19 protein-coding genes are annotated in these 23,136 nt (G+C 38.5%); 4 read left to right on the forward strand and 15 right to left on the reverse strand.

The window, feature by feature from the left end; translation table 11 throughout:
* Positions 1–53 precede the first annotated feature (53 nt).
* From ABD792_RS06125 to ABD792_RS06140, 4 genes are all read left to right on the forward strand, one after another.
* Positions 54–3,134 carry a SusC/RagA family TonB-linked outer membrane protein gene (locus tag ABD792_RS06125; protein ID WP_345004972.1) on the forward strand — a complete coding sequence of 1,027 codons (3,081 nt, stop codon included), beginning with the start codon at positions 54–56 and terminating at the stop codon, positions 3,132–3,134.
* Positions 3,135–3,145: 11 nt separating this feature from the next.
* Positions 3,146–4,624, forward strand: coding sequence for a SusD/RagB family nutrient-binding outer membrane lipoprotein (locus tag ABD792_RS06130; protein WP_345004973.1), 1,479 nt, complete (start codon positions 3,146–3,148; stop codon positions 4,622–4,624).
* Between the two features lie 29 nt (positions 4,625–4,653).
* Positions 4,654–5,574, forward strand: a complete 921-nt coding sequence (locus tag ABD792_RS06135) for a PKD domain-containing protein (RefSeq protein WP_345004974.1) — start codon at positions 4,654–4,656, stop codon at positions 5,572–5,574.
* A gap of 64 nt (positions 5,575–5,638) precedes the next feature.
* Positions 5,639–7,003, forward strand: a complete 1,365-nt coding sequence (locus tag ABD792_RS06140; protein ID WP_345005042.1) for an aldehyde dehydrogenase — start codon at positions 5,639–5,641, stop codon at positions 7,001–7,003.
* Between the two features lie 94 nt (positions 7,004–7,097).
* On the opposite strand, the gene argH is transcribed toward ABD792_RS06140, so the two are convergent.
* The 15 genes from argH to ABD792_RS06215 all read right to left on the reverse strand — a co-directional run bounded on the left by argH (position 7,098) and on the right by ABD792_RS06215 (position 23,130).
* Complete coding sequence (gene argH / locus ABD792_RS06145; protein WP_345004975.1) at positions 7,098–8,372, reverse strand: argininosuccinate lyase; 1,275 nt, start codon at positions 8,370–8,372, stop codon at positions 7,098–7,100.
* A 166-nt stretch (positions 8,373–8,538) separates the two neighbouring features.
* Positions 8,539–9,606, reverse strand: a complete 1,068-nt coding sequence (locus ABD792_RS06150; protein ID WP_345004976.1) for a M20 family metallo-hydrolase — start codon at positions 9,604–9,606, stop codon at positions 8,539–8,541.
* Position 9,607: 1 nt separating this feature from the next.
* Complete coding sequence (argB, locus tag ABD792_RS06155) at positions 9,608–10,384, reverse strand: acetylglutamate kinase (protein WP_345004977.1); 777 nt, start codon at positions 10,382–10,384, stop codon at positions 9,608–9,610.
* A 101-nt stretch (positions 10,385–10,485) separates the two neighbouring features.
* Entirely contained in the window at positions 10,486–11,427 is a 942-nt protein-coding gene (locus tag ABD792_RS06160) for an N-acetylornithine carbamoyltransferase (RefSeq protein WP_345004978.1), read from the reverse strand.
* A gap of 54 nt (positions 11,428–11,481) precedes the next feature.
* The gene (proB, locus tag ABD792_RS06165; RefSeq protein ID WP_345004980.1) at positions 11,482–12,246 is read right to left on the reverse strand and encodes a glutamate 5-kinase; all 765 of its coding nucleotides are present in this window, start codon (positions 12,244–12,246) and stop codon (positions 11,482–11,484) included.
* A gap of 2 nt (positions 12,247–12,248) precedes the next feature.
* Entirely contained in the window at positions 12,249–13,445 is a 1,197-nt protein-coding gene (locus tag ABD792_RS06170; protein ID WP_345004981.1) for a glutamate-5-semialdehyde dehydrogenase, read from the reverse strand.
* Positions 13,446–13,507: 62 nt separating this feature from the next.
* Positions 13,508–14,650: an aspartate aminotransferase family protein gene (locus ABD792_RS06175; RefSeq protein WP_345004982.1), complete on the reverse strand. Its 1,143-nt coding sequence runs from the start codon at positions 14,648–14,650 to the stop codon at positions 13,508–13,510.
* A 1-nt stretch (position 14,651) separates the two neighbouring features.
* Positions 14,652–15,446 carry a pyrroline-5-carboxylate reductase gene (gene proC, locus ABD792_RS06180; RefSeq protein WP_345004983.1) on the reverse strand — a complete coding sequence of 265 codons (795 nt, stop codon included), beginning with the start codon at positions 15,444–15,446 and terminating at the stop codon, positions 14,652–14,654.
* A gap of 109 nt (positions 15,447–15,555) precedes the next feature.
* Complete coding sequence (gene argC, locus ABD792_RS06185; RefSeq protein ID WP_345004984.1) at positions 15,556–16,533, reverse strand: N-acetyl-gamma-glutamyl-phosphate reductase; 978 nt, start codon at positions 16,531–16,533, stop codon at positions 15,556–15,558.
* A 3-nt stretch (positions 16,534–16,536) separates the two neighbouring features.
* Complete coding sequence (locus ABD792_RS06190; protein ID WP_345004985.1) at positions 16,537–17,712, reverse strand: argininosuccinate synthase; 1,176 nt, start codon at positions 17,710–17,712, stop codon at positions 16,537–16,539.
* A gap of 210 nt (positions 17,713–17,922) precedes the next feature.
* Positions 17,923–18,549 (reverse strand): GNAT family N-acetyltransferase, encoded by a 627-nt coding sequence (locus ABD792_RS06195; RefSeq protein WP_345004986.1) that lies wholly within the window; start codon positions 18,547–18,549, stop codon positions 17,923–17,925.
* 537 nt (positions 18,550–19,086) lie between these two features.
* Complete coding sequence (locus ABD792_RS06200; RefSeq protein WP_425568121.1) at positions 19,087–19,863, reverse strand: 3-keto-disaccharide hydrolase; 777 nt, start codon at positions 19,861–19,863, stop codon at positions 19,087–19,089.
* 51 nt (positions 19,864–19,914) lie between these two features.
* Positions 19,915–20,652: a 3-keto-disaccharide hydrolase gene (locus ABD792_RS06205; RefSeq protein ID WP_345004988.1), complete on the reverse strand. Its 738-nt coding sequence runs from the start codon at positions 20,650–20,652 to the stop codon at positions 19,915–19,917.
* Positions 20,653–20,691: 39 nt separating this feature from the next.
* Entirely contained in the window at positions 20,692–21,399 is a 708-nt protein-coding gene (locus ABD792_RS06210) for a gluconate 2-dehydrogenase subunit 3 family protein (RefSeq protein ID WP_345004989.1), read from the reverse strand.
* 12 nt (positions 21,400–21,411) lie between these two features.
* On the reverse strand, positions 21,412–23,130 hold the full coding sequence (locus ABD792_RS06215; RefSeq protein WP_345004990.1) for a GMC family oxidoreductase: 1,719 nt from the start codon (positions 23,128–23,130) through the stop codon (positions 21,412–21,414).
* Positions 23,131–23,136 lie beyond the last annotated feature (6 nt).

Here is a 23,136-nt window from a genome sequence, read left to right on the forward strand (position 1 = left end):
CAAAAAAATCACTAAAAACACTAATAATTAACCAAACTAAAAAAGACAACCGTATGAATAAACTCTTAACACTATGGGCTTTAATCACCTTATCGGTTACAGCCTCGGCTCAAAAAACAATTACAGGTCAGGTGTTGGAAAAAGACACCAACGAGCCTCTTTTAGGGGTTAGTGTACTCATAAAAGGAACGAACAAAGGCACCTCATCTGATTTTGACGGTAGCTTTAGACTCCAAAATGTTAACGAGGGGGAAGTCATGGTTTTCTCCTATATAGGATACACAACTTACGAAATGACCGTAAATGACCAGGATAAACTCGTCATTTACCTTGAACCTGGAACGGAAATTATAGACGAGGTGGTAATTACCGCACTAGACATACAAAGAGACAAAGCCTCACTAGGATATTCTGTGGACCAATTACAACCCGCTGAGTTCGCTATAGCACAGGAAAACAACATAATGAACTCACTCTCTGGCAAGGTATCAGGACTACAAATCACACAAGGTAACACAGGAGTAGACGGTTCGTCTCGAATTTTATTACGCGGTGTTACAACGATAAACGGAAACAACAGACCACTTATTGTTATCGACGGTATACCTGTTTCCAATGCCAGTAGTGGCGGAAACCCTAACGGAGGCAGAGATGGTGGAGACGCCCTTTCTGATATTAATCCAGATGATGTGGCTTCGGTAACTGTTTTAAAAGGTGCTGGTGCCGCCGCAGCCTATGGTTCCTTAGGTATGCACGGGGTAATACTTGTTACAACTAAGTCGGGTGTTAGTAAACGCGGTATAGGTGTTACAGTAACATCTTCATTTAACATTACCGAAATAGCGTTAACACCAAGACTTCAAAATGAATACGGTATGGGTGCCTTTGATGCTTTCTCTCCAGTTGGTAGTGACGGCAGACCTAATTTGGACTACCCGGGCTCATGGAGTTATGGCCCTAAAATGGAAGGTCAAACCTATACCAACTGGCTTGGCCAAACAGACACCTACTCCCCTAGAGGAAATCCTTATAAAGAATTTTATCAAAAAGGATACTCTATAACCAATGGTGTTTCCTTTGAAGGCACCACAGACAAAAGTGCCTTTAGAGTCTCTTTTACCAACCAAAACACACAAGGTATTATACCTAACAATACACTTGAAAAAAATACGGTAAATTTTCGGGCCTCTTCCAATTTAACCGAAAAGTTAAAGATTGACGGCAAAGTAACCTATATCAAGTCCCATGTAAAAAACAGACCAGAATTAGGCGAAGGCGCTTCCAATACAGCCTTACAACTATCCTTAATGCCAAGGGATGTACGCCTTACCGATGCCAAAAACAATACTATTGACGCTAACGGAAATGAAATTAAGTGGAATTTAGACAATACCTTTAACAATCCATATTGGGCTTTAAACAACGTTTTCAATGAAGACCATCGGGATCGCTTTCAAAGCGCATTCTCTGCCAAACTGGATATTTCAGACGCCTTCTATATTACTGGTAAAACAGGCTTAAACTACGTCGCAACAGAAGGCACCGAACACGCTGCCAGAGGAGGTCAGGCGAATTATAATGGGTTAGGAGGATACAGCACCAATACCAGTAAGAGCAGCTCTTGGAACTCCGATATATTAGCAACCTATACCACTAGCTTTTCTGGTCTTAACATCACCGCAAGTGTTGGAGCTAATTACAGATCCGATTCTGGTAAATCCATAGGCGTTTCAGGAAGGGATGAAAAAGTTCCTAATTTCTATAGAATCTCCAACTATGCCGTCGTTAGTGATTCCGATTATTTCTGGGAGAAGACCATGTATTCCTTTTATGGACTGGGACAAATTAGTTATGGAGGTTATTTATATCTGGATGCCACATTACGTAACGATAACTCGTCGGCTTTGCCAGCAGCCAATGATTCCTATTGGTATCATTCAGAAAATTTGAGTTTTCTTTTTTCGAAATTCTTCGGTTTAACTTCCAACACGTTTAACAAGGGAAAAATAAGAGCATCCTATGCTAAGGTAGGTAACGACACTAGTCCCTACAGAACGCAATCATCATACAGCATAGATCAAACCAGAACTTTGGATTATACGGTAGCTTCAATTCCAGGTTCCATACCAAACCCTAATTTACGTCCTGAAGTTTCCCATTCCTGGGAATTAGGTACAGAGTTGGGTTTCTTTAAAAACAGAATTCATTTGGACTTCACGTATTATGAAACACTAACCGAAGATCAAATCATGTCAATTCCCATTTCTGGAACTACTGGATTCGGGTCTTACACAACAAACGCCGGATCTATAAAAAACAAAGGATATGAGGCGCAATTGAACATCATCCCTTTTGAAACTGAAAACTTTAGTTGGGACATGGGACTTTCAATTACCAAAAGCAATTCAACTGTAAAAAGCATTGATGAATCGGTAGAGGCTATTACTCTAAACTCCCTAATGGCAGTATCAGTTGAAGCCAGGCCCGGAGAAGAGTTTGGTTCTATCTATGGCCTGGATTATTTGAGAGATAATTTTGGAAGAAAATTAATTACAGATGCCGGACTGGCACAACCAGGCGAACGCATTAAGCTAGGCTCTATTAATCCCGACTTTTATGGCGGTATCAGTAATAACTTTAAATACAAGAACTTCTCATTAAGAACGCTGGTAAGCTATCAAAAAGGTGGTGAGTTCTTTTCCTGGGGACGTGGTTACAGGCAAATGTTTGGTACAGACGAAACCTCATTAGTTGGTCGTGTAAATGGTATAGTTGAAGACGGCATCAACGAGCACACCGGCTTTGAAAATACAGTAGCTATTAATCCGCTGTTAAAAAATTACACAAACAATTTTGTCAGTAATATTAGAACCGACTTAATCTTTGATGCTTCAAACGTCAGAATGAAAGAAATTGCACTAACCTACAGTATACCCAAAAAAGCATTGGGAAATTCAGGCATTCAAGGTGTTAGTATATCAGCCACAGGTAGAAATTTGTTTTTCATCTACAATGCCGCTGAAGACATTGATCCCGAAGCCAGTAATGGTAGCAGTCCAACCGCAACAGCTTTAGAGCACGCCTCCTTACCCTCCACTAGGACTTATGGCATAAACGTAAACATCAACTTTTAAAACTTAAGGCAATGAAAAGAATACAAACTATACCCTATAAATTATTGGTTGTTTTACTAGTTGGAATGGTGATAACCTCTTGTGAGAATATTTTAGACGACGTAAGGCAAGATCCAAACAATGTGACCATCATAGATGATGCACCTCTATTCGCCAAAGCCGTCAGAAGTTTATTCAATGGCACTCTGGATGAAGGGTCGTATCGGTTTGCAGGGCAACATGCCCATTATTATGTTGCAGGAAGTACCGCCAGACCGCCAGATCAATATACAGATGGATTTGACGGTGCCTACAACGGCATTTACAACGGTATGTACAGTGGCGTAATTAAGCATATTGAGGAAGTATTGTATATTACCTCCCAACCAGAAACCGAAAACCCGGTCCGTTATGCTATGGCTGATATTATTGGGGTCATGGGATATGCCCGTATAACCGACGGTTTTGGAGAAGTTCCTTATACCGAAGGTGGCAAAGGTAAAACCGCTGATATTCTAACTCCAAAATACGATACTCAGGAATTTATTTATAACGATTTAATTCAGCGTTTAACGGCTAGCATTAATATTTTAACCGCTGCCGATCCTGCAATGGGCTACCCAAAGTCAGATCCTATTTTTAGCAACGATCTATCCAAATGGATACGATTGGCAAACTCGATAAAACTCCGATTAGGGATGCGATTAAGGTATGTTAACAACAGTTTATCTAAACAAATCGTAAACCAATGTTTAACCGCTCCTTTAATGGAAGACAATAGTCATAATGCGTCCATGATTGAAACCGAAGGAGATGGCAATGCTTGGTACAACAGACGCCTTGGCTATCCATCAATAAAAATGTCTACCATGTTAGTCAATCAATTAAAAGATACGTCGGATCCCAGACTTTCTGTTTTTGTGGCTCAGGATGCTAACGGTAATTATACCGGGCAAACCAACGGACTAAACGATGAAGCTTTTGGAAAATCAGATCTGGCGAGCAAATCCGATATGGGACTGACACTGTCTTCTCAGGACAGCAAACTTTATTTGATGACCGCTTCAGAAGTTTACTTCTTGAAAGCAGAAGCAGCCTTAGTTTACGACAACGATCCTGCAGAAGCTAATAACCTTTACAGAATGGGTATTGAAACTTCATTGAAACAATGGGATATTGATTCGGGGTCTATAACAACTTTCTTATCAAGCTCCACAGGAACTTTATCGGGAAGCACGACAGAACAAGAATCACAAATCGGCACCCAAATGTGGCTTGCTTTAACACCTAACTATTATGAAGGCTGGTGCCATATAAGAAGAACAGGATACCCCGCTATTGCAGAAAGAACCGATAGCGATCTGGAACGTGGTGTTACTAATGGTATCATGCCATCCCGCTTCTTGTATAGTTCTTTTGAATTAAGTACCAACGGCACAAATGTATCAGAAGCCATTGCCAGACAAGGAGCCAACAAGATTGACACACCTGTATGGTGGGATAAAAACTAAAACCGACAAAAATGATAAACCATATAATTATGAAACCATTTAAGATATTCTTCATTTTATTCATGTCGTTAACATGCATGCAATGCGACAGTAACGATGAGGCACCTCTGTTACCTATTGCCGACTTTCAGTTTCTGGTTGATGGTGCTTCCGTTACCTTCAATGGCACCGTTTCTAACGACACACAATCATACCTATGGGATTTTGGTGACGGCAATACGAGTACCGAAGAAGATCCTGTTTATGCTTATGCCGCGGCTGGCGATTATGAAGTTAGCCTAACAGCCACCAGTCCCAATGGTACTTTTGTAGAAACTAAAACAATTACCATTTTGCCCTCTTTTGAGATCTTGCTAACGGGTGGCCCTGCCAAACCAGAGGGAAAATCGTGGCGTCTTAAGGCCGCTTACACTGCCGGTCTCGAAGGTGCCAGTGGTGTAGAAAATTCGTTAAGCATCTTCCAGCCTTCGATTGATAATCTATTAAATGCTGTCGGGTTAGAAAAATCATATGAAGACACATTTACCTTTATTCATGATGGCAGCTACAAAATTGACAATGTAGACGGCAATAGTTTAATGGCCCTGATATATGCGAACTTCGAAAGGCAAGCAGACATTCGTGAAATTTCCTGGGATCCAAATCTGGTGCCTCTAGCCAATGTAATGTATACCCCTGTAACAGATGCCACCTGGAGTATTAGTGACGAAGATTTTTCGGTAACAGCAACAGATCCCGCAACAGGTGCTCCCTATCAAGCAGATTTTAGTGGAAAAAGGCGCCTTATTACCGGTGACTATTTCGGGTATAAGGATGCCAACGGGTTCGTTATTGTAAAGAGTATTACTGAAACTACAATGAATGTTGCCTTATCCATTGGCGCAGTGCCTCACCCCGACCTATACACGTTCCCGACTTTGATGTTTCATCTATCGTTTGAAGCAATATAAATAGTATTTTTAGTAGGTGAACAAAGAACGCATTTTATCGGTCAACACAAGTTATTTTGAAACAATGGAGATATTACAGAAACAACGTGATTTTTTTCAAACACAAAGAAGCCAACAAATGGCCTATAGAAAAGAGGCTTTAAAAAGGCTTGAACATGAGATCCTGTCGCGTGAGGACATGATATCCGATGCTATTTATGCGGATTTTAAGAAGCCTCGGTTTGAAACCATTTTTGCCGAAACCCAGTTTGTATTGGCAGAATTAAAAACATCCATAAAGTATTTAAGTACATGGGCAAAACCTAAACGCGTGAGACCATCCTTGGTCAATTTCCCATCATCCGATTGGGTTTACAAAGAACCTTACGGCAATGTTTTAATTATAGCCCCATGGAATTACCCATTCCAATTGGCTATTGCGCCTTTAATTGGTGCTGTTGCAGCGGGCAATACCGTTATTTTGAAACCATCGGAATTGACTCCCAACACCTCTAAGATCATTTCAGAAATTGTAGAAACCGCTTTTGCTCCCGAACATGTAGCGGTTGTTGAAGGAGGTGTTGAAGTATCACAAACTTTACTATCTCAAAAATGGGACTATATCTTTTTTACAGGTAGTACCCGGGTAGGCCGGATTGTTTATGAAAGCGCTGCTAAACATCTAACGCCCGTAACACTCGAACTAGGAGGCAAGAACCCCTGCATTGTGGATGAAACTGCTTCTTTAAACCTTGCCGCTAAACGGATTGTATGGGGTAAATTTTTAAATGCCGGTCAAACTTGTATCGCCCCCGACTATATTTTAGTGCATCAAACTATAAAAGACCAGTTCGTAGAGGCCCTGAAGAAGCATATTGAGATATGTTATGGTTCGAATATTGAAGCTTCTCCTGACTTTTCACGCACCGTTAGCGCGTCTCATTTTAACCAATTAATAGCGCTTTTAGAAGGTCAGGACATCCTTTTTGGAGGCCATAGTAATCCTGAAGACCGTTTTATAGAACCTACACTTGTTAACGAACCGGCTATGGACAGCCCACTTATGAAAGGCGAGATCTTTGGCCCCATACTTCCTATCCTTTCATATCAGGACGACACAGATATTGCCAAAATTATTACTACTTACGACAAACCTTTGGCTACTTATGTATTCTCTAACAAAAAAGACTTTCAGAAAAAAATTATAGACACCTACAGTTTTGGTGGTGGCGCTATAAATGACACCTTAATACAAATAGGCAATAAAAGGTTACCCTTTGGAGGCGTTGGACAAAGTGGTTTAGGTGCTTATCACGGAAAATTGTCTTTCAATCTCTTTTCGCATCAAAAAGCAATTATCAAAAAAGCAAACTGGCTGGACATCCCGTTACGTTATGCACCGTACAATTTACCTTTGCACTTAGCTAAAAAAATAAAACATTTTTTTTGAAAAGAATAAAAAAGCTATTATCAACATTTTGTTAGTCACCAAAACCCGTTTTTGGATATTAAAAAGCGTATTCAATTGAATACGCTTTTTACAACTAACTTGGAAATTTATCTCTAATTCTATCTAAACACAAATTATGGATACTCCCTTCGTGGGTATGGTGTTTAGACATATCTGGAACATAAGTACCATCTTGCACCTGCCCGCCAATTTTTTGATAGGCTTCTCTAAACGTCTGCCCTTCCATTACAAGCGTGTTGATGTTATCTACTGTGAATAAATACTTATATAAATCACTATTAATATCCACATCTTTAACGATAACCTGTTGGATAGAATAATTGAAAATATCTAAAATATCCTTGATCTCTTCGAAGGCAGCAATCATGTTTTCTTTTAATAGCTGATAATCCCTATGGTAACCACTTGGTAAATTATTGGTTATTAAGACCATTTCACTTTGTAGCGCCTGAATCTTATTACACTTGCCGCGAATCAACTCGAATACATCTGGATTCTTTTTATGAGGCATAATACTACTGCCTGTTGTTAACTCATCTGGAAAAGAGATAAATCCAAAATTCTGACTCATATACAAACAAATATCCATTGCAAAACGTGCCATGGTATTGGCTAAACTGCCTAATGCCGCAGAGATCGTACGCTCATTTTTACCGCGTCCCATCTGTGCTGCAACAACATTGTACTTCAATGTTGAAAAGGCCATCTCCTGTGTGGTAAACTCTCGGTCTATTGGAAACGAACTTCCATAACCAGCAGCCGATCCAAGCGGATTCTGATCTACGGTTTTAATGGCTGCATCTAACAAGAATACATCATCAATCATCAGTTCGGCATAAGCCGAAAACCATAATCCAAAGGACGAAGGCATGGCTACCTGCAGATGTGTATAACCAGGCAACACCTTATCTTTATAGGTTTCGGATTGTTCGAGGAGCGTATCGAAAAGCGCTTTTGTTTTTTCTCGAACGATGATTAAGTTTTCTTTGTAATACAAATGACAAGCTACCAGAACCTGATCGTTTCTGGAACGTGCAGTATGTATCTTTTTACCAACATCGCCTAAAGCCACCGTGAGTTCGTATTCAATTTTAGAATGTACGTCTTCAAACTGGGCATCGATAACAAATTCGCCCGCTTCAATTTCATTTTCCAAAACCTGTAAACCTCCCAACAGTTGCTCTAATTCAATTGTAGTGAGTATTCCTATCTTATGCAACATCTTAGCATGTGCCTTGGAAGCAATTACATCGTATTTAGCGATATGAATATCTATTTCCCTATCGTTACCTACTGTAAATTGCTCTATTTTTTTATCAATCGATATGCCTTTGTCCCAGAGTTTCATTTTAATATTTGTTTATGTGTTTAACCGTTTATTTGTTAAATTGTATGATTTATTACACACGATTACACGATTACACGATTACACGATTACACGATTACACGATTACACGATTACACGATTACACGATTACACGATTACACGATTACACGATTACACGATTACACGATTACACGATTACACGATTCAACAATTCTACGTAAATATTTATTCCTTCTTCAATTTCATTAAGATAAATAAATTCATTTGCCGAATGCGAACGTGTGCTATCTCCTGGCCCCAATTTCAACGACGGACAGCTTAATACGGCCTGATCGGATAATGTTGGTGATCCGTAGGTCGTTCTTCCCATAGCCATACCTGCTTTAACCAAATCATGATCCATTGGAATGGACGATGAATTTAAACGCAAACTTCGCGGTGTGATACTTGTACACGGCGATTGCGTTTGTAAGATCTCTGCTATTTCCGCATTGGTATAAGCATCATTTACACGTACATCGATAACCAAATCGACATGACCGGGCACCACATTATGCTGCGATCCTGCATTGATTTGAGTTACTGTTAGTTTTACATCACCTAAAGCTTCTGAACCTTTATCAAATTTAAAATCTTTAAACCACTGCAACACACCTATCGTATTATAAATAGCATTATTATCGTTGGGATGTGCTGCATGACTTGGTGTTCCTGCAACGACAGCATCAAACACAACCAATCCTTTTTCGGCTACAGCTAAATTCATTAGTGTAGGCTCCCCCACAATGGCCACATCAACCTTAGGAATTACAGGTAACATACTGTTTAACCCATTAGGGCCACTACTTTCCTCTTCTGCAGAAGCCACGATAACCAAATTGTATTTTAAATCTTTTGAATTGTAGAAATAGGTAAACGTTGCTATTAAAGACACCAAACAGCCTCCAGCATCGTTACTTCCTAATCCGTATAATTTACCATCTTCAACAATCGCTTTAAACGGATCTTTAGTGTACGCACTATTGGGTTTTACGGTATCGTGATGCGAGTTTAACAACAATGTTGGCTTACTGGCATCGAAATGCTTATTAACAGCCCAAACGTTATTTTGTGTACGCTTATAATCAATATCATAACGCTTAAACCAAGCCTCAATATGTAATGCCGTTTGATCTTCTTCTGAAGAAAAAGACTGCGTTTCTATTAATTGTTTTAATAGCGCAATCGCATGGGTTGTTAATTCTTGTTGCGTCATATTATAAGGTTATGGTTGTAAAGTTATTGTTTTCCCGGGTTAACATGGATGTATTCCCCATATTTATACTCGCCACACCATTATGCAACGCATCGAAACAATTTTCTAATTTCGGTAACATACCATCGGCAATAATACCTTGCTCCAACAACTCCTCATATCGTTTAGCATCGATATGCTTAATGACCGAGTTTTTATCATTTATATCTTCTAAAACACCATTAAGCTCAAAACAGTAGTAAATAGATGTTTCATAAAGGTTGCTCATGCCAACAGCTATCTGTGAGGTAATGGTATCGGCATTCGTATTTAAAAGCTGGCCATTACCATCGTGCGTAATCGCGCAAAAAACAGGCGTAAAACCGGCTTCAATTAGTTTATTTACGGAATGATATGCCACTGATTTTACATCACCAACAAATCCAAAATCAACATCTTTCACAGGGCGTTTATCGGAAGTGATGCTATTTGCATCGGCTCCTGTTAATCCTACGGCATCAATTTTTAGAGCTTGCAACTGGGCTACTATATTTTTATTCACCAATCCCCCATAAACCATGGTAATTACTTCTAAGGTTTCAGCATCGGTAATACGACGTCCATTAACCATTTTGGATTCGACACCTAACTTTGAAGCAATGTGTGTAGCACGTTTACCACCTCCATGTACTAAAATTTTCTTTCCCTCCAGCTTTGAGAATAGATTTAAAAAGGCTTGCAGTGCCGAAACATCTTCAATAATGTTCCCTCCTATTTTTACTATGGATAGTTTTTCCATGTATATTTTAATTAGTCATTACGAGTCGTATTCGACGAAGTGATCTGTATCTAATACAGAGATTGCTTCAATCGTTCCTCATTTGCAATGACGTTATTTTTCTATTTATTACTTTCTAATATTTTCTTAAGTACCAATTGCGCTGCATATGTTCTATTGTTAGCTTGTTCAATAACTAGTGAGCTATCACTATCTAAAACGGCATCTTCAACAATAACGTTACGTCTTACGGGTAGACAGTGCATAAACTTGGCATGGCCTAATTTTTCTTTGGTAATCATCCAATTGGGATCGGTATTTAAAACTTTCCCATAGTTCTCATAACTACTCCAGTTCTTAACGTAAACAAAATCGGCATCCTTGAACGCTTTTTCCTGATCGTGAATCACAGGGGTGTCCCCTACAACATCTGGACTTAAATCGTAGCCTTCGGGATTTGCTATCACAAAATCCACATCCATTTTTTGCATGGCCTGAGTAAAGCTATTGGCTACAGCATGCGGTAATGCTTTTATATGAGGTGCCCAGCTTAGCACCACTTTTGGTCGCTCTTTTTTAGCATACTCTGAAATTGTAATTGCATCGGTTAATCCCTGTAATGGATGCCCTGTGGCACTTTCCATATTTACAAGCGGAACCGAAGCGTAAGTTTTAAAGGCATTCAAAACCTCTTCACTTTCATCCTTTGCTTTATCCGTTAGTGTTGGAAATGCTCTAACCGCAATAATATCACAATATTGTGACACCACTGCTGCCGCTTCTTTAATATGTTCGGCTGTATTACCATTCATAACGGTACCATCACCAAACTCAATGCCCCAAGCATCTCCTGAAACATTCATTACAATCGGGTTCATCCCCAAGTTCAAAGCCGCCTTTTGCGTACTTAAACGCGTACGCAGACTAGAATTAAAGAATAACAGCCCAAGTGTTTTATTACGTCCTAATTCCAAATGCTTTAAGGGGTTCGACTTTAATGTTTTTGCTTCCTCAATCCAAGAATTTATATTATCTATATCATGTATAGAGGTGTAATGTTTCATGTTTTTATTTTTTTATTTGTTAGACCTATAAGGTTATACCCCTCTTGATAGGTCTTATTTAATTTTCGTATACGGTATTTTATTCTCGATAGCGTTCAATATAAACTGATCTTCCAACCCGTTGACTATCCAGGTCTCTATATTCGATTTTTTGGCTACAGCCGCCGCCTCTATCTTCGATTGCATCCCGCCACTACCATGCGATGACTTCGAATTGACCACTTCGCGCTGCAAAGCTTCAAAATCCTCAACAACCTCAATGGTTTTTGGCGTCCCATTTTCCATCGACTCTTTGGTATAAATACCATTGGTATTAGTAGCTATAATGAATAAATCAGCATTCAATAAAGAAGCTGTTAATGCGCCTAGTTTGTCATTATCTCCAAATTTTATTTCATCGGTCGCCACAGTGTCATTTTCATTAATGATCGGAATGTAATTATTATTTACCAGTACGTTAATGGTATTCACTATATTGGTCTTGCTTTCCCTCTTTTCAAAATCTGAATACGACAATAAACACTGTGAAGACAGTAAGCCATACTCTCTGAAAATTTCCTGATAAATCCTTATTAAGTGTGGTTGACCAATAGATGCCAGGGCCTGTTTTACAAAAACTTCCTTTTGTTTACTTTCCAGTTTAACAAACTGCTTGGCTACAGCTATGGCTCCCGAACTAACAATAATAAACTCATGCGTATCCTGAAGTGCAGCTATCTGGCTCGCTATATCCTCAATTTTACCTCTGGAGATGTTATTGGTCTCTTTAGTAAGCGTGTTAGAACCGACCTTTAGTAATATACGTTTCTTTTTTTGCATGCCTATCGTATTTGTCCGTTACCATGCACATACCATTTATTGGTCACTAAATGTTGTAACCCTATAGGCCCTCGCTGATGCAATTTATCTGTGCTAATCGCCAATTCGCCTCCAAGCCCTAATTGCCCACCATCAGTAAAACGGGTAGAAGCATTATGATAAACCGCTGCGGTATCTACATTTTCCATAAACACTTTGGCCTCATCTTCATTAGTTGTAATGATAGATGACGAGTGCCCTCCCGAATATTTATTAATCATGGCTATGGCTTCCTGTGTCGAATCGATTTCTGCTATTGCGATCTTAAAATCTAAAAATTCCTGATACCAAACAGCATCTGATTCGATTGGCTCAACACTTTCAAATTTAGTTACACTTTTATCTCCTAAAATATGAACATCAAACTTCTTTAATTCTGAAATTAAATTGACTATAAAAATTTCTTTATCTGGAAGGTTTGCATCTATCAATACCTTATCAAGTGCGTTGCACGCCGAAATTTTAGCTGTTTTAGCATTAATAATCACCTTTAAAGCGGTTTCCAAATCCGCCTCTTTATGCACATACACAAAATTATTACCACGGCCACTAACAATAACCGGACAGGCAGCGTGTTGTTTTACAAAAGCAATTAACCGTTCGCCCCCTCGAGGCACAATTAAATCCACTTTTTGTGTTGGCTTTTCTAAAAAGGCCTGGGTTTCGGTTCGGTTATATTGTAAATACTCAACCCAATCTGTTGTGGAGCCATTAGCCTTTAAAGCTTCGTGCCAAAGTTCAACAATTTTTAAATTGGACTTTGTGGATTCCTTCCCGCCTTTTAATAAAATTTTATTTCCCGATTTAAAAGCAATACCAGCCGCCTCTACAGTTACATCGGGACGTGATTCGTAAATAATCAATACCGTACCGAATGAGGCTGTTTTATTATACACTTGCATCCCGTTATCATGCTTAAAACTAAAACGCTCTACTCCCACCGGGTCCTCCTGTGAAGCCAAATGTGTCACCGAAGCAATCATTTCATCTACTTTGGCATCATTAACTTTCAAACGATCGTACATGGAAATATCATCACCATTATAGGCTTCTAAATCACCTTTATTAATGGCTATAATTGCAGCGCGTTCTCGTTCTAAAAGGGATGCCATTTCTAGCAATACAGCGTTTCTTGTTTCAATTGATAATAGGGTATTCATTTTTTAATTTCTTATTTTCAAAGCTTAAAACTATAAGATTACAGCTATTTCACTTCATTTTGTTATTCAACTTCTACCAATGCCAACGCTTCTTTAAGCGCCACGAAGAACTGATCTACATGTTCCTTTTTAATGGTTAACGGAGGTAGAATACGTAACACATTAGGATTTTTAGCACTTCCTGTAAATATTTTGTGTTTAAAAATGAGTTCTTTTCTCAGTTCCGCAATGGGGAAGTTAAACTCCAAGCCTAGCATCAACCCTCGTCCTTTTAACTGCTTTACCCCTTGTATGGCTTGGGCTTTTTCTATGAAATACGCCGAAACTTCCTCCGCATTTTGCATAAGGCTTTCGCTTTCCATAACCTCCAAAACGGCCAGTGCTGCAGCACATGCCAGATGATTTCCTCCAAACGTGGTACCTAGCAACCCAAAAGAGGCTTGAATATCGGGATGGATTAAAATACCACCTACTGGAAACCCATTCCCCATACCTTTGGCCATGGAAATAATATCGGGTACTATACCATGCTTCTGAAAGGCAAAAAAATCGCCCGTACGCCCATAACCGCACTGAATTTCATCGGCTATGTACAAAGCCCCGTACTGCTTACACAGCGTACTCAGGTTTTGATAAAAATCGGCAGAAGCTTCATCAAGTCCTCCTATACCTTGAATACCTTCAACGATAACAGCACATACATCATCTGTCTTTAAAGCTAATTCAACCGCTTCAACATCACCTAGATCGGCAAAAATCACTTCTTGTTGTGCATTGATAGGCGCAATAATTTTGGGATTATCGGTAGCTGCTACTGCCGCCGAAGTTCGTCCGTGAAAGCCATTTTTAAAGGCTATTACTTTTTTCTTTCCAGTGTGGAACGATGCGAGCTTTAAAGCATTTTCATTGGCTTCTGCTCCGGAGTTACATAAAAACAATTGATAATCTTCACAACCTGAAAGCTTCTCCAATTTATCGGCCAAAGCTACTTGCAAGGGGTTTTGAATAGAATTACTGTAAAACCCTAAGTTTTCCAGTTGCTCGCTCACTTTAGAAACATAGGTTGGATGTGAATGGCCTATGGAAATTACGGCATGTCCCCCATAAAGATCCAGATATTGTGTTCCTTCTTCATCATAAACCCAAACATCTTTAGCTTTTACGGGTGTTACATTGTATAATGGATAAACGTCAAATAATGGCATTTTAATTCTTTTTAATTTGATTAATTTTTTCAAATGAAGCGACGATACCTTGTATTAAGGCCGAGCTTAACCCTTGGTGCTCCATAGCATTCAACCCCTCAATAGTACAACCACTAGGTGTAGTTACACGGTCTATTTCCTGCTCCGGATGTTTTCCAGTTTCAATTAACAGACTCGCTGCTCCAAAACAGGTTTGTACAGCTAATTCGTGCGCTTCATGTGCTTCGAAACCTAATTGGATCGCACCTTGCGTGGTAGCACGTACCAAACGCATCCAGAAAGCGATTCCACTGGCACAAATAACCGTAGAAGCCTGAATAAGCTCTTCAGGAATAACCAAGGTAGTTCCTAACTGATTGAATATATCCTGTGCTAAAGCCACTTTATCCTGCGCTTTATCATTGGCCGCAATACAGGTCATCGATTTACCGATAGAAATGGCTGTATTTGGCATGACCCTGATAATATTTTTATCACTTCCAACAATTCCTTCTATTCGTGGTATTTCAACGCCTGCCGCAACCGAAATAACAATGTGCTTATCGGTAATTTTTGACGACACACTTTCCAGAACCTTATCAATATGTTTAGGCTGTAATGCAAAAATGACCATATCAGACTGTTCTACGGCCAACTCATTATCATTCGTAACAGTAACATTATCCAATGTTCTGTAACCATCCACATTTACCGTGTTTTTATCACTTAAATACAACGACGTAAACGTATTATTCTTAATAAGTCCTTTGGCGATCGAACTTCCTAAATTACCTGTTCCTATAATGGCTATTTTCATGTTATATTTTTTTATTTGTCATTGCGAATCACGTCAAAGCATGATGTGGCAATCTCTTTAATTTGAAGAGATTACTTCGTCGTACCTCCTCGTAATGACGTTTTAGTTATCAAAAATAGGTTCCTTTTAAATGCAATCCTGTTGTTTCTTCCAGCGCAAACATCAAATTCATATTCTGAATGGCTTGTCCTGAAGCTCCTTTTAATAAATTATCTATAACACTTGTTATTAACAATTTGCCATTGTGTTTATGTAAATGTATTAAACATTTGTTGGTATTAACAACTTGCTTTAAATGCAAAACATCATCTGACACAAAGGTGAAGGCTGCCTCTTTATAAAAATTAGTATAAAGTGTTTTAGCCTCTTCTACCGAACCTTCAAAATCGGTATATAGTGTTGCAAAAATACCTCTCGAAAAATTCCCTCGGTTAGGCATAAACAAAATATCGGAAGAAAACCCATGCTGTAATTGCTTAACCGACTGATTGATTTCACCCAAATGCTGATGCGTAAACGGCTTGTAATAGGAAAAGTTATTGTCCCGCCAAGTATAATGCGTCGTTGCCGATAACGAAGTTCCTGCTCCGGTCGCTCCGGTAACTGCATTGATATGCACGTCGTTATTCAACAATCCTGCATTCGCCAATGGTAATAACCCTAACTGAATTGCCGTTGCAAAGCAGCCTGGATTGGCAATATAATTGGCTTCTTTAATCGTTTCTCTTTGTAATTCCGGCAATCCGTAAACAAATGTTTTGTTATTAAAAATCTTGTCTGCTTCCAGCCTAAAATCGTTACCTAAGTCAATAATTTTAGTTTTTTCCGAAAAGGTATTAGCCGATAAAAATTTGACCGAATTCCCATGCCCCAGACATAAAAATAAAACATCTATATCGGGATACACCGTATCGGTAAACTCAAGTTCTAGTGAGCCCACCAGGTCCTGATGCACTTTACTTATTTTATTTCCTGCGTTAGATGTACTGTATACAAAGTTAATTTCTGCTTGTGGATGATTTATTAAGAGTCTAATCAACTCACCCGCAGTGTAACCTGCACCACCAATAATTCCAACCTGAATCATAATTTAAGAGTTTACTTGTTGATATATTTTGTTTTGGTTTCCAAAGATTTTAATAAATCCTTTCGCTTCGTCTGCTGTCCAACCTTTATTCTCTTCTCCATAACTGCCAAACTTCGCACTCATTAAATCATGTTCTGATGAAATACCATCCAAGGTAAAGTGATATGGCTTTAACGTTACAGTTACATCTCCGGACACTTTATCCTGACTACTTTGTAAAAAGGCTTCCATGTCTCGCATGACAGGATCTAAATACTGTCCTTCGTGCAAGTGCATCCCATAAAAACTGGCAATATATTCCTTATGTTGTAACTGCCATTTAGTAAGGGTATGCTTTTCAAGCAAGTGATGTGCTTTTATTGTGATTAGAGCTGCGGCAGCTTCAAAACCAACACGCCCCTTAATACCAACAATCGTATCACCAACATGGATATCTCTTCCAATGGCATAGGCAGAGGCTAAATTATTTAAAGTTTCAATATTTATCTCCGGATCGTTTTCTATACCATTTACTGCGACTAACTCTCCCTTCTCAAAAGTTAATTTCACCTTTTCTTCTTCAGTATGTTTTAACTGCGAAGGATAAGCTTCGCCCGGCAATGGCTTTTCGGAGGTCAAGGTCTCCGAACCACCAACGCTGGTTCCCCAAAGTCCCTTATTAATCGAGTACTTTGCCTTTTCCCAAGACATGTCAATACCATTGGCTTTTAAATAGTCAATTTCTTCCTGTCTAGTTAATTTTTCATCTCTAATAGGCGTGATAATCTGTATTTCTGGTGCTAGTGTTTGGAAGATCATATCAAAACGCACTTGATCGTTTCCTGCTCCAGTGCTTCCGTGTGCTATGTATTCTGCACCAATACTCTTAGCATACTCAATAATTTCAATAGCTTGAATAATGCGTTCTGCACTTACTGATAGAGGGTAAGTATTATTTTTTAATACATTTCCAAAGATTAGGTACTTTACCACTTTTTGGTAAAAGGTAGCCACAGCATCTATATTTTTATAGGTTGTAACTCCCATTTTATAAGCATTCGACTCAATGTGGTCAATTTCTGTTTTTGTAAATCCACCCGTATTAACACTTACTGCGTGTACGTCGTACTCCTTTGATAAGCTTACCGCACAATAAGAGGTGTCTAATCCTCCACTATAAGCTATGACTAATTTTTTCATACGTTTAAATTTTGATAATTCATTTGATTTTATATTAATTATAAAATTGAGAACGTATGCAATCGCTACGCTCTCACATTAAAAATTTTAAACATTCCCTTTTGTGAAAAAATGCTTAAATTTTATTAATGTTCATTTTATGTGTTCAATTTTATTGTTTTATCGAAAAGTAACTCCCAAATTATTCTATCTAAAACTATTATTTGGTCACTACCTGTCCGTTTTTTTATCTTTTTTTAAAAACATTGTTTCTTTAATATGCTTAAGCCTATTAAAAACCTTTTCTTTTATTATTTTATGTTTCCTTTTGCCTACAGCTTTAGGATCATACAACATGCCCGTACACAAGCACATTTTTCTATTGGTACGCGTTAACACATCGTAATTTTGACAGGTTTGGCAACCATCCCAAAAAGACTGGTCATCGGTTAACTCTGAAAACGGTACGGGTTTATATCCCAAATCGCTATTTAGCTTCATAACAGCAACTCCTGTCGTGATACTAAACACTTTAGCATCAGGAAATTTAGTCCTGGAGTGCTGAAACACTTTATGTTTAATTTTTTTAGCCAACCCTACACCTCTGTAGTCTGGATGCACTATCAAACCTGAATTCGCTACATATTTACCATGTCCCCAAAGTTCGATGTAGCAAAATCCGGCAAACTTATCACCATCTAAGGCTATAACCGCGTTACCATTCTCTAGCTTTTTTGTAATGTATTCTGGTGTACGTCTAGCGATACCAGTCCCCCTTACAGCAGCTGATTCGGCTATAGTTTCGCAAATAATTTCTGCGTATTTAGAATGTGATTTATCAGCAATAACAACTTTCATTGTTTTGATTTTGAATTAACTTTTGTAAAATATTTTCTATTGAAAAAAGAACCGGACTCACCTGTGTTCCAAATAAGAAGCGCACCCTTACGGGCGACGGGGAAAAAAGCGACGCTCACCACAAGAAATAACTGTAGTAGAATTGAAATATGACGATATGTTCAATATATCTGTAAACATCTTTGTTTTTAGAAAGGTAAAAGTATTATTTTATTTTTTACCATAAAAACGAATCTCTCAGTTTTTAGAAAATATTGCGAATTATTGACACATTAAGTTTTTTTGTGCAATAATTTACAAAATAACGATCGTTTATTGTGTTTTTACTAAAGCTCTTTTCTTATCCAGCTTAATACGCTTCTTGTCTACATCTAAAAGTATAAATAAAAGGCCATATACTTTTTCCCCTACATTGTTTCGTACTAACTATGTTATAAGACTTTGATATATGGGACTCAACCGTTTTTATAGTTACCACCTTAAATAAAAGCCTCTCAAGAATAAAATTGAGAGGCTTTTTTATCCATTATATTTCGGTTAATCCAATTCTCTTACCCAAATATTCCGATAACTAACACCACTATTATCGCCATGATCCTGAAGCATCAAAGCCGCCTTTCCGTGTGGTTTATTTTTTGGCCATCCAATATACTCAGTTGTCCCTTTAATCTCCACATGATCCTGAATTAAGACATTATTGTGCAACACTGTAATGGTTGCCGACTTAGTTTTAATACCATTGGCATCAAATTCTGGAGCGCGGTATATAATATCGTAGGCATTCCATTCGCCAGACGGCACTGAAGCTTTTACCAGTGGCACATGTTGCTTATAAATAGCACCTACCTGACCATTCACATAGGTATCATTATCATTATTATCTAACACTTGAACTTCGTATCGCTTTTGCAAAAACACACCACTATTCCCTCTATGCTGGCCACTCCCCCTTACCTCTTTAGGAGATCGCCATTCGATGTGCAACTGAACACTGCCAAATTTACGTTTGGTTTGAATATTTCCTGATCGGTCTTTAACGGTCATACTACCATCTTCATTTAATATCCAACTAACCTTACCTAAATCTTTTGAAGATTCCCATTCGTTGAAATTTGTTCCGTCAAAAAGCACAATAGCATCTGAGGGTGGCAAATTATTACTTCCGGGAATTACTTTTTTAGGTTTTGGCTCGTAAAACTCTGTGGCTTCAGGTCTTGTAGGTTCCGCTTTATGCTCTTTAACCGATATACCACCATTACCTTGAGCCTGTGTATAACAAGAGATACAGACAGCAGTACCGAGAATTATTTTCACAAACTTCATAGCTATTTATTGTATAAAACGTCCAATCAAATACTGTATCTATTAAAGCTCTTTGATCTTAATATTCCTAAACCAAACTGGATTTCCATGATCTTGCAAACCAATATGACCTGTTTGATATTTACCAAAGCCTTCCCAGCCTTTAAATTTTGAGTTATTTACCATTTTATCCCAGTCTTCGCCATGCACCGGAAATGTCATTACTTCGGTTCCGTTCATTGAGACTTTTCCCTGGTTTGTTTTATGATTCACTTCCAAAACACACAAATTCCATTCTCCCGCAGGCTTTACTAAGTTATCCGGACAAGCGATCATATCGTACAGCGAACCTGCCTTATGAGTACCTCCTTCCACGAACGAATCAGGATGTTTAGCATTATCCAACACCTGGATCTCAGGACCGGTCTGATAAGCTTCATTAAATTTTTCATCTTCAAAAACGCTCCAGAAAATACCACTATTGCCTTTTTCAGATATTTTCCATTCTAAAGACAGCACAAAATTGGTAAACTTCTGTTTTGTAATAATATTTTTTCCTCCTTTTTCTCCAGGTGTAAAAGCCATTGCTCCTTCTTCAATAGTCCATTCTGAGGGCATTTTATCCATACGATAGCCTCGCCAATTATCAAATGAAGTGCCATCAAAAAGTGTAACCCATTCCTTTTTGGTATTAGTTTCTATAACTTCAGCCGAACTTTCTTCAACAATTGCATTTTCTTTTTTTTGTTTGCAAGAAACAGTTACCACTAAGGTTATTAACAAATAAATAAATGATCTCATATGTTTAGTTTTAAGTTTTCTTTTTAAATAATTTGGTTCTTAACTAATTAAATTCCCTTCATCGTCCCATTGGGCAATGTCACCCCTTTTTGATTGGTCTACACATTTAGCCAACCAAGCTTCTTCATATTCAAAACCATGTTTTTTAAGAATATGATCTGGTACACCATCCCATACATTTGGTGTGTTACCTTTGTACCCCAACTCTTCCATTCCTATTTTTGAAGTATAGTAGCCCGTAAGCGTTAAATTACGTAGTCTGGTAAAAAAAGCTTCGCCTTGTATTAATTCAGGTTTTGTTTTACCTGGATAGGCTATTTGATCGCATATATTAAATTGTTCTTCTTCAGAACATTTAATAAATTCTTTGTTATACAGTTTATTACTAAAACTATCTAACCACATCACCCCTCCCCTTAATGGAGTTTGATGCTCCCGTATATCTTTTACAATAAATGCTATAAACTCAGCAGTATCTGCCTCGGTAGCCGAAGCATATGCTTCACTCTTTGGTAAGATTATATCACAGAGAACGGCGATTGTTGAAAGTTCATGCTCGCTAAAAAATACTGATTCAAATAGTTTTTTATCTCTTAACTTTTCACTCTCAGTCCTTCCATACAAAAGACCCTCTTCAGCTTTAGGTAATCCGTCTGGTTTTTGCACGTTTGAAGTACAACCATTTAGCGCCAATCCAGTTGCTACGGAACCTAACAGTATCGATTTTAAACTATCGCGTCTATTCATTTCTACAAATTACTAAATATTTTGTTTTTTCAACTCACTAACAATATAATCGCAAGTTCGCCAAGACAAAGCCAATATGGTCCACGTTGGGTTTTTATCTGCTTGGGACACAAAAGGCCCAGCATCTACAACAAATACGTTATCGGCATCATGCAATTGTTGGTACTTATTTGTAACCGATCTCTTCGGATCATTCCCCATGCGTGTGGTTCCCACTTCATGTATAATTCTGCCCGGAGCCAGTAATCCAAATTCTTCATCTTCTGTAGGCTTATTACCTAGGGCATGCCCCCCCATTCCATCTATAATCTCTTCAAAAGTATCGTGCATATGTTTGGCCTGCAAAATTTCATGCTTACTCCATTTATAATGAAATCTTAATACAGGGATTCCCCATTCATCAACAACATCAGGATCAATCTCGCAATAATTACTTTCCATTGGAATACTTTCACCTCTACCAGACAATCCTACCATAGCGCCATAAAACTTCTTAACATCGTCTCTTAAAGCATTTCCATAACCACCAACATTGCCTCCAATAAACTTATTCAAGGCATCTATATTAAACCCGAATCCGTATGCTGGCATCCCAAGTCCTCCAGATATTTCAATATGATAACCTCTTGGGAAATTTAATTTTTTATTGTCTCCCCACCATGGTGTATAGACATGCATCCCTCCAACACCATCTTCATTGTAGGTTTCTCTATTCATTAAATCGGGCACAAATGCAACACGTCCCGATCCGGTAGAATCATGCAGGTATTTACCAACTAACCCGCTACTATTTCCTAATCCATCCTTATGTGTTTTGCTCTTGGAATTTAACAAGATCCTAGCCGTACTACATGCTGAAGCTGCTAAAACAATAACTCTGGCATTTAATTTATATTCCTTTCTATCCAGTTTATTTATAAAAATAACACCTGTTGCTTTTCCAGAATCATCTGTAACGACCTCCCTAACCATAGAATCGGTAAAGAGCTTGATCTGTCCGCCAGATTTTTGAGCTGGAAAAATTAAGCAGGAACCCGAGGAAAAATCAGCATATGCACTACACGACCTATTACATTGGCTACAATAAAAGCAAACGCCTCTCTCATTATTAATGGCCTTTGTTAAGATTGATAACCTTGAGGGATATACAGGCACATTGGCATTTCTAGCACCTTTAATATAATACATTTCATGGAGCCTTGGCTTTGGTGCTGGCAAAAAGAATCCATCAGGGTCATTGGGTAAATTTTCGTTACTACCAAAAACACCAATAAGTTTATCTACTTTGTCGTAGTAAGGCTTAACATCGTCATAGGAAATTGGCCAATCGTCTCCCAAGCCATCTAAACTTTTTCGTTTAAAGTCCAACGGCCCAAATCGCAAAGAAATACGTCCCCAATGATTTGTTCTTCCTCCTAGCATTCTAGAGCGAAACCAGTCAAACTTAGTTCCATTCTTTTTGGTGTAAGGTTCGCCTTCGATATCCCAGCCACCATAAGCAGCATCAAAATCTCCAAAATCCCTAGTTGTACTCGCTCCTCGCCTTGGCGATTCGTAAGACCATTTTAACTGTGTTCTTGACTCGGGATTTGCGGGATCGAAAAACGGCCCCGCTTCAATAACAGCTATATTTAAACCAGCTTCTGACAGTATTTTTGTAGCCATACCACCACCAGCTCCTGAACCTACAATAATAATGTCGAATGTTTCTGGAGCTTCTTTTATCTGCATGATTTA

This window comes from Snuella lapsa (assembly GCF_039539345.1).
Classification (GTDB): Bacteria; Bacteroidota; Bacteroidia; order Flavobacteriales; family Flavobacteriaceae; genus Snuella; species Snuella lapsa.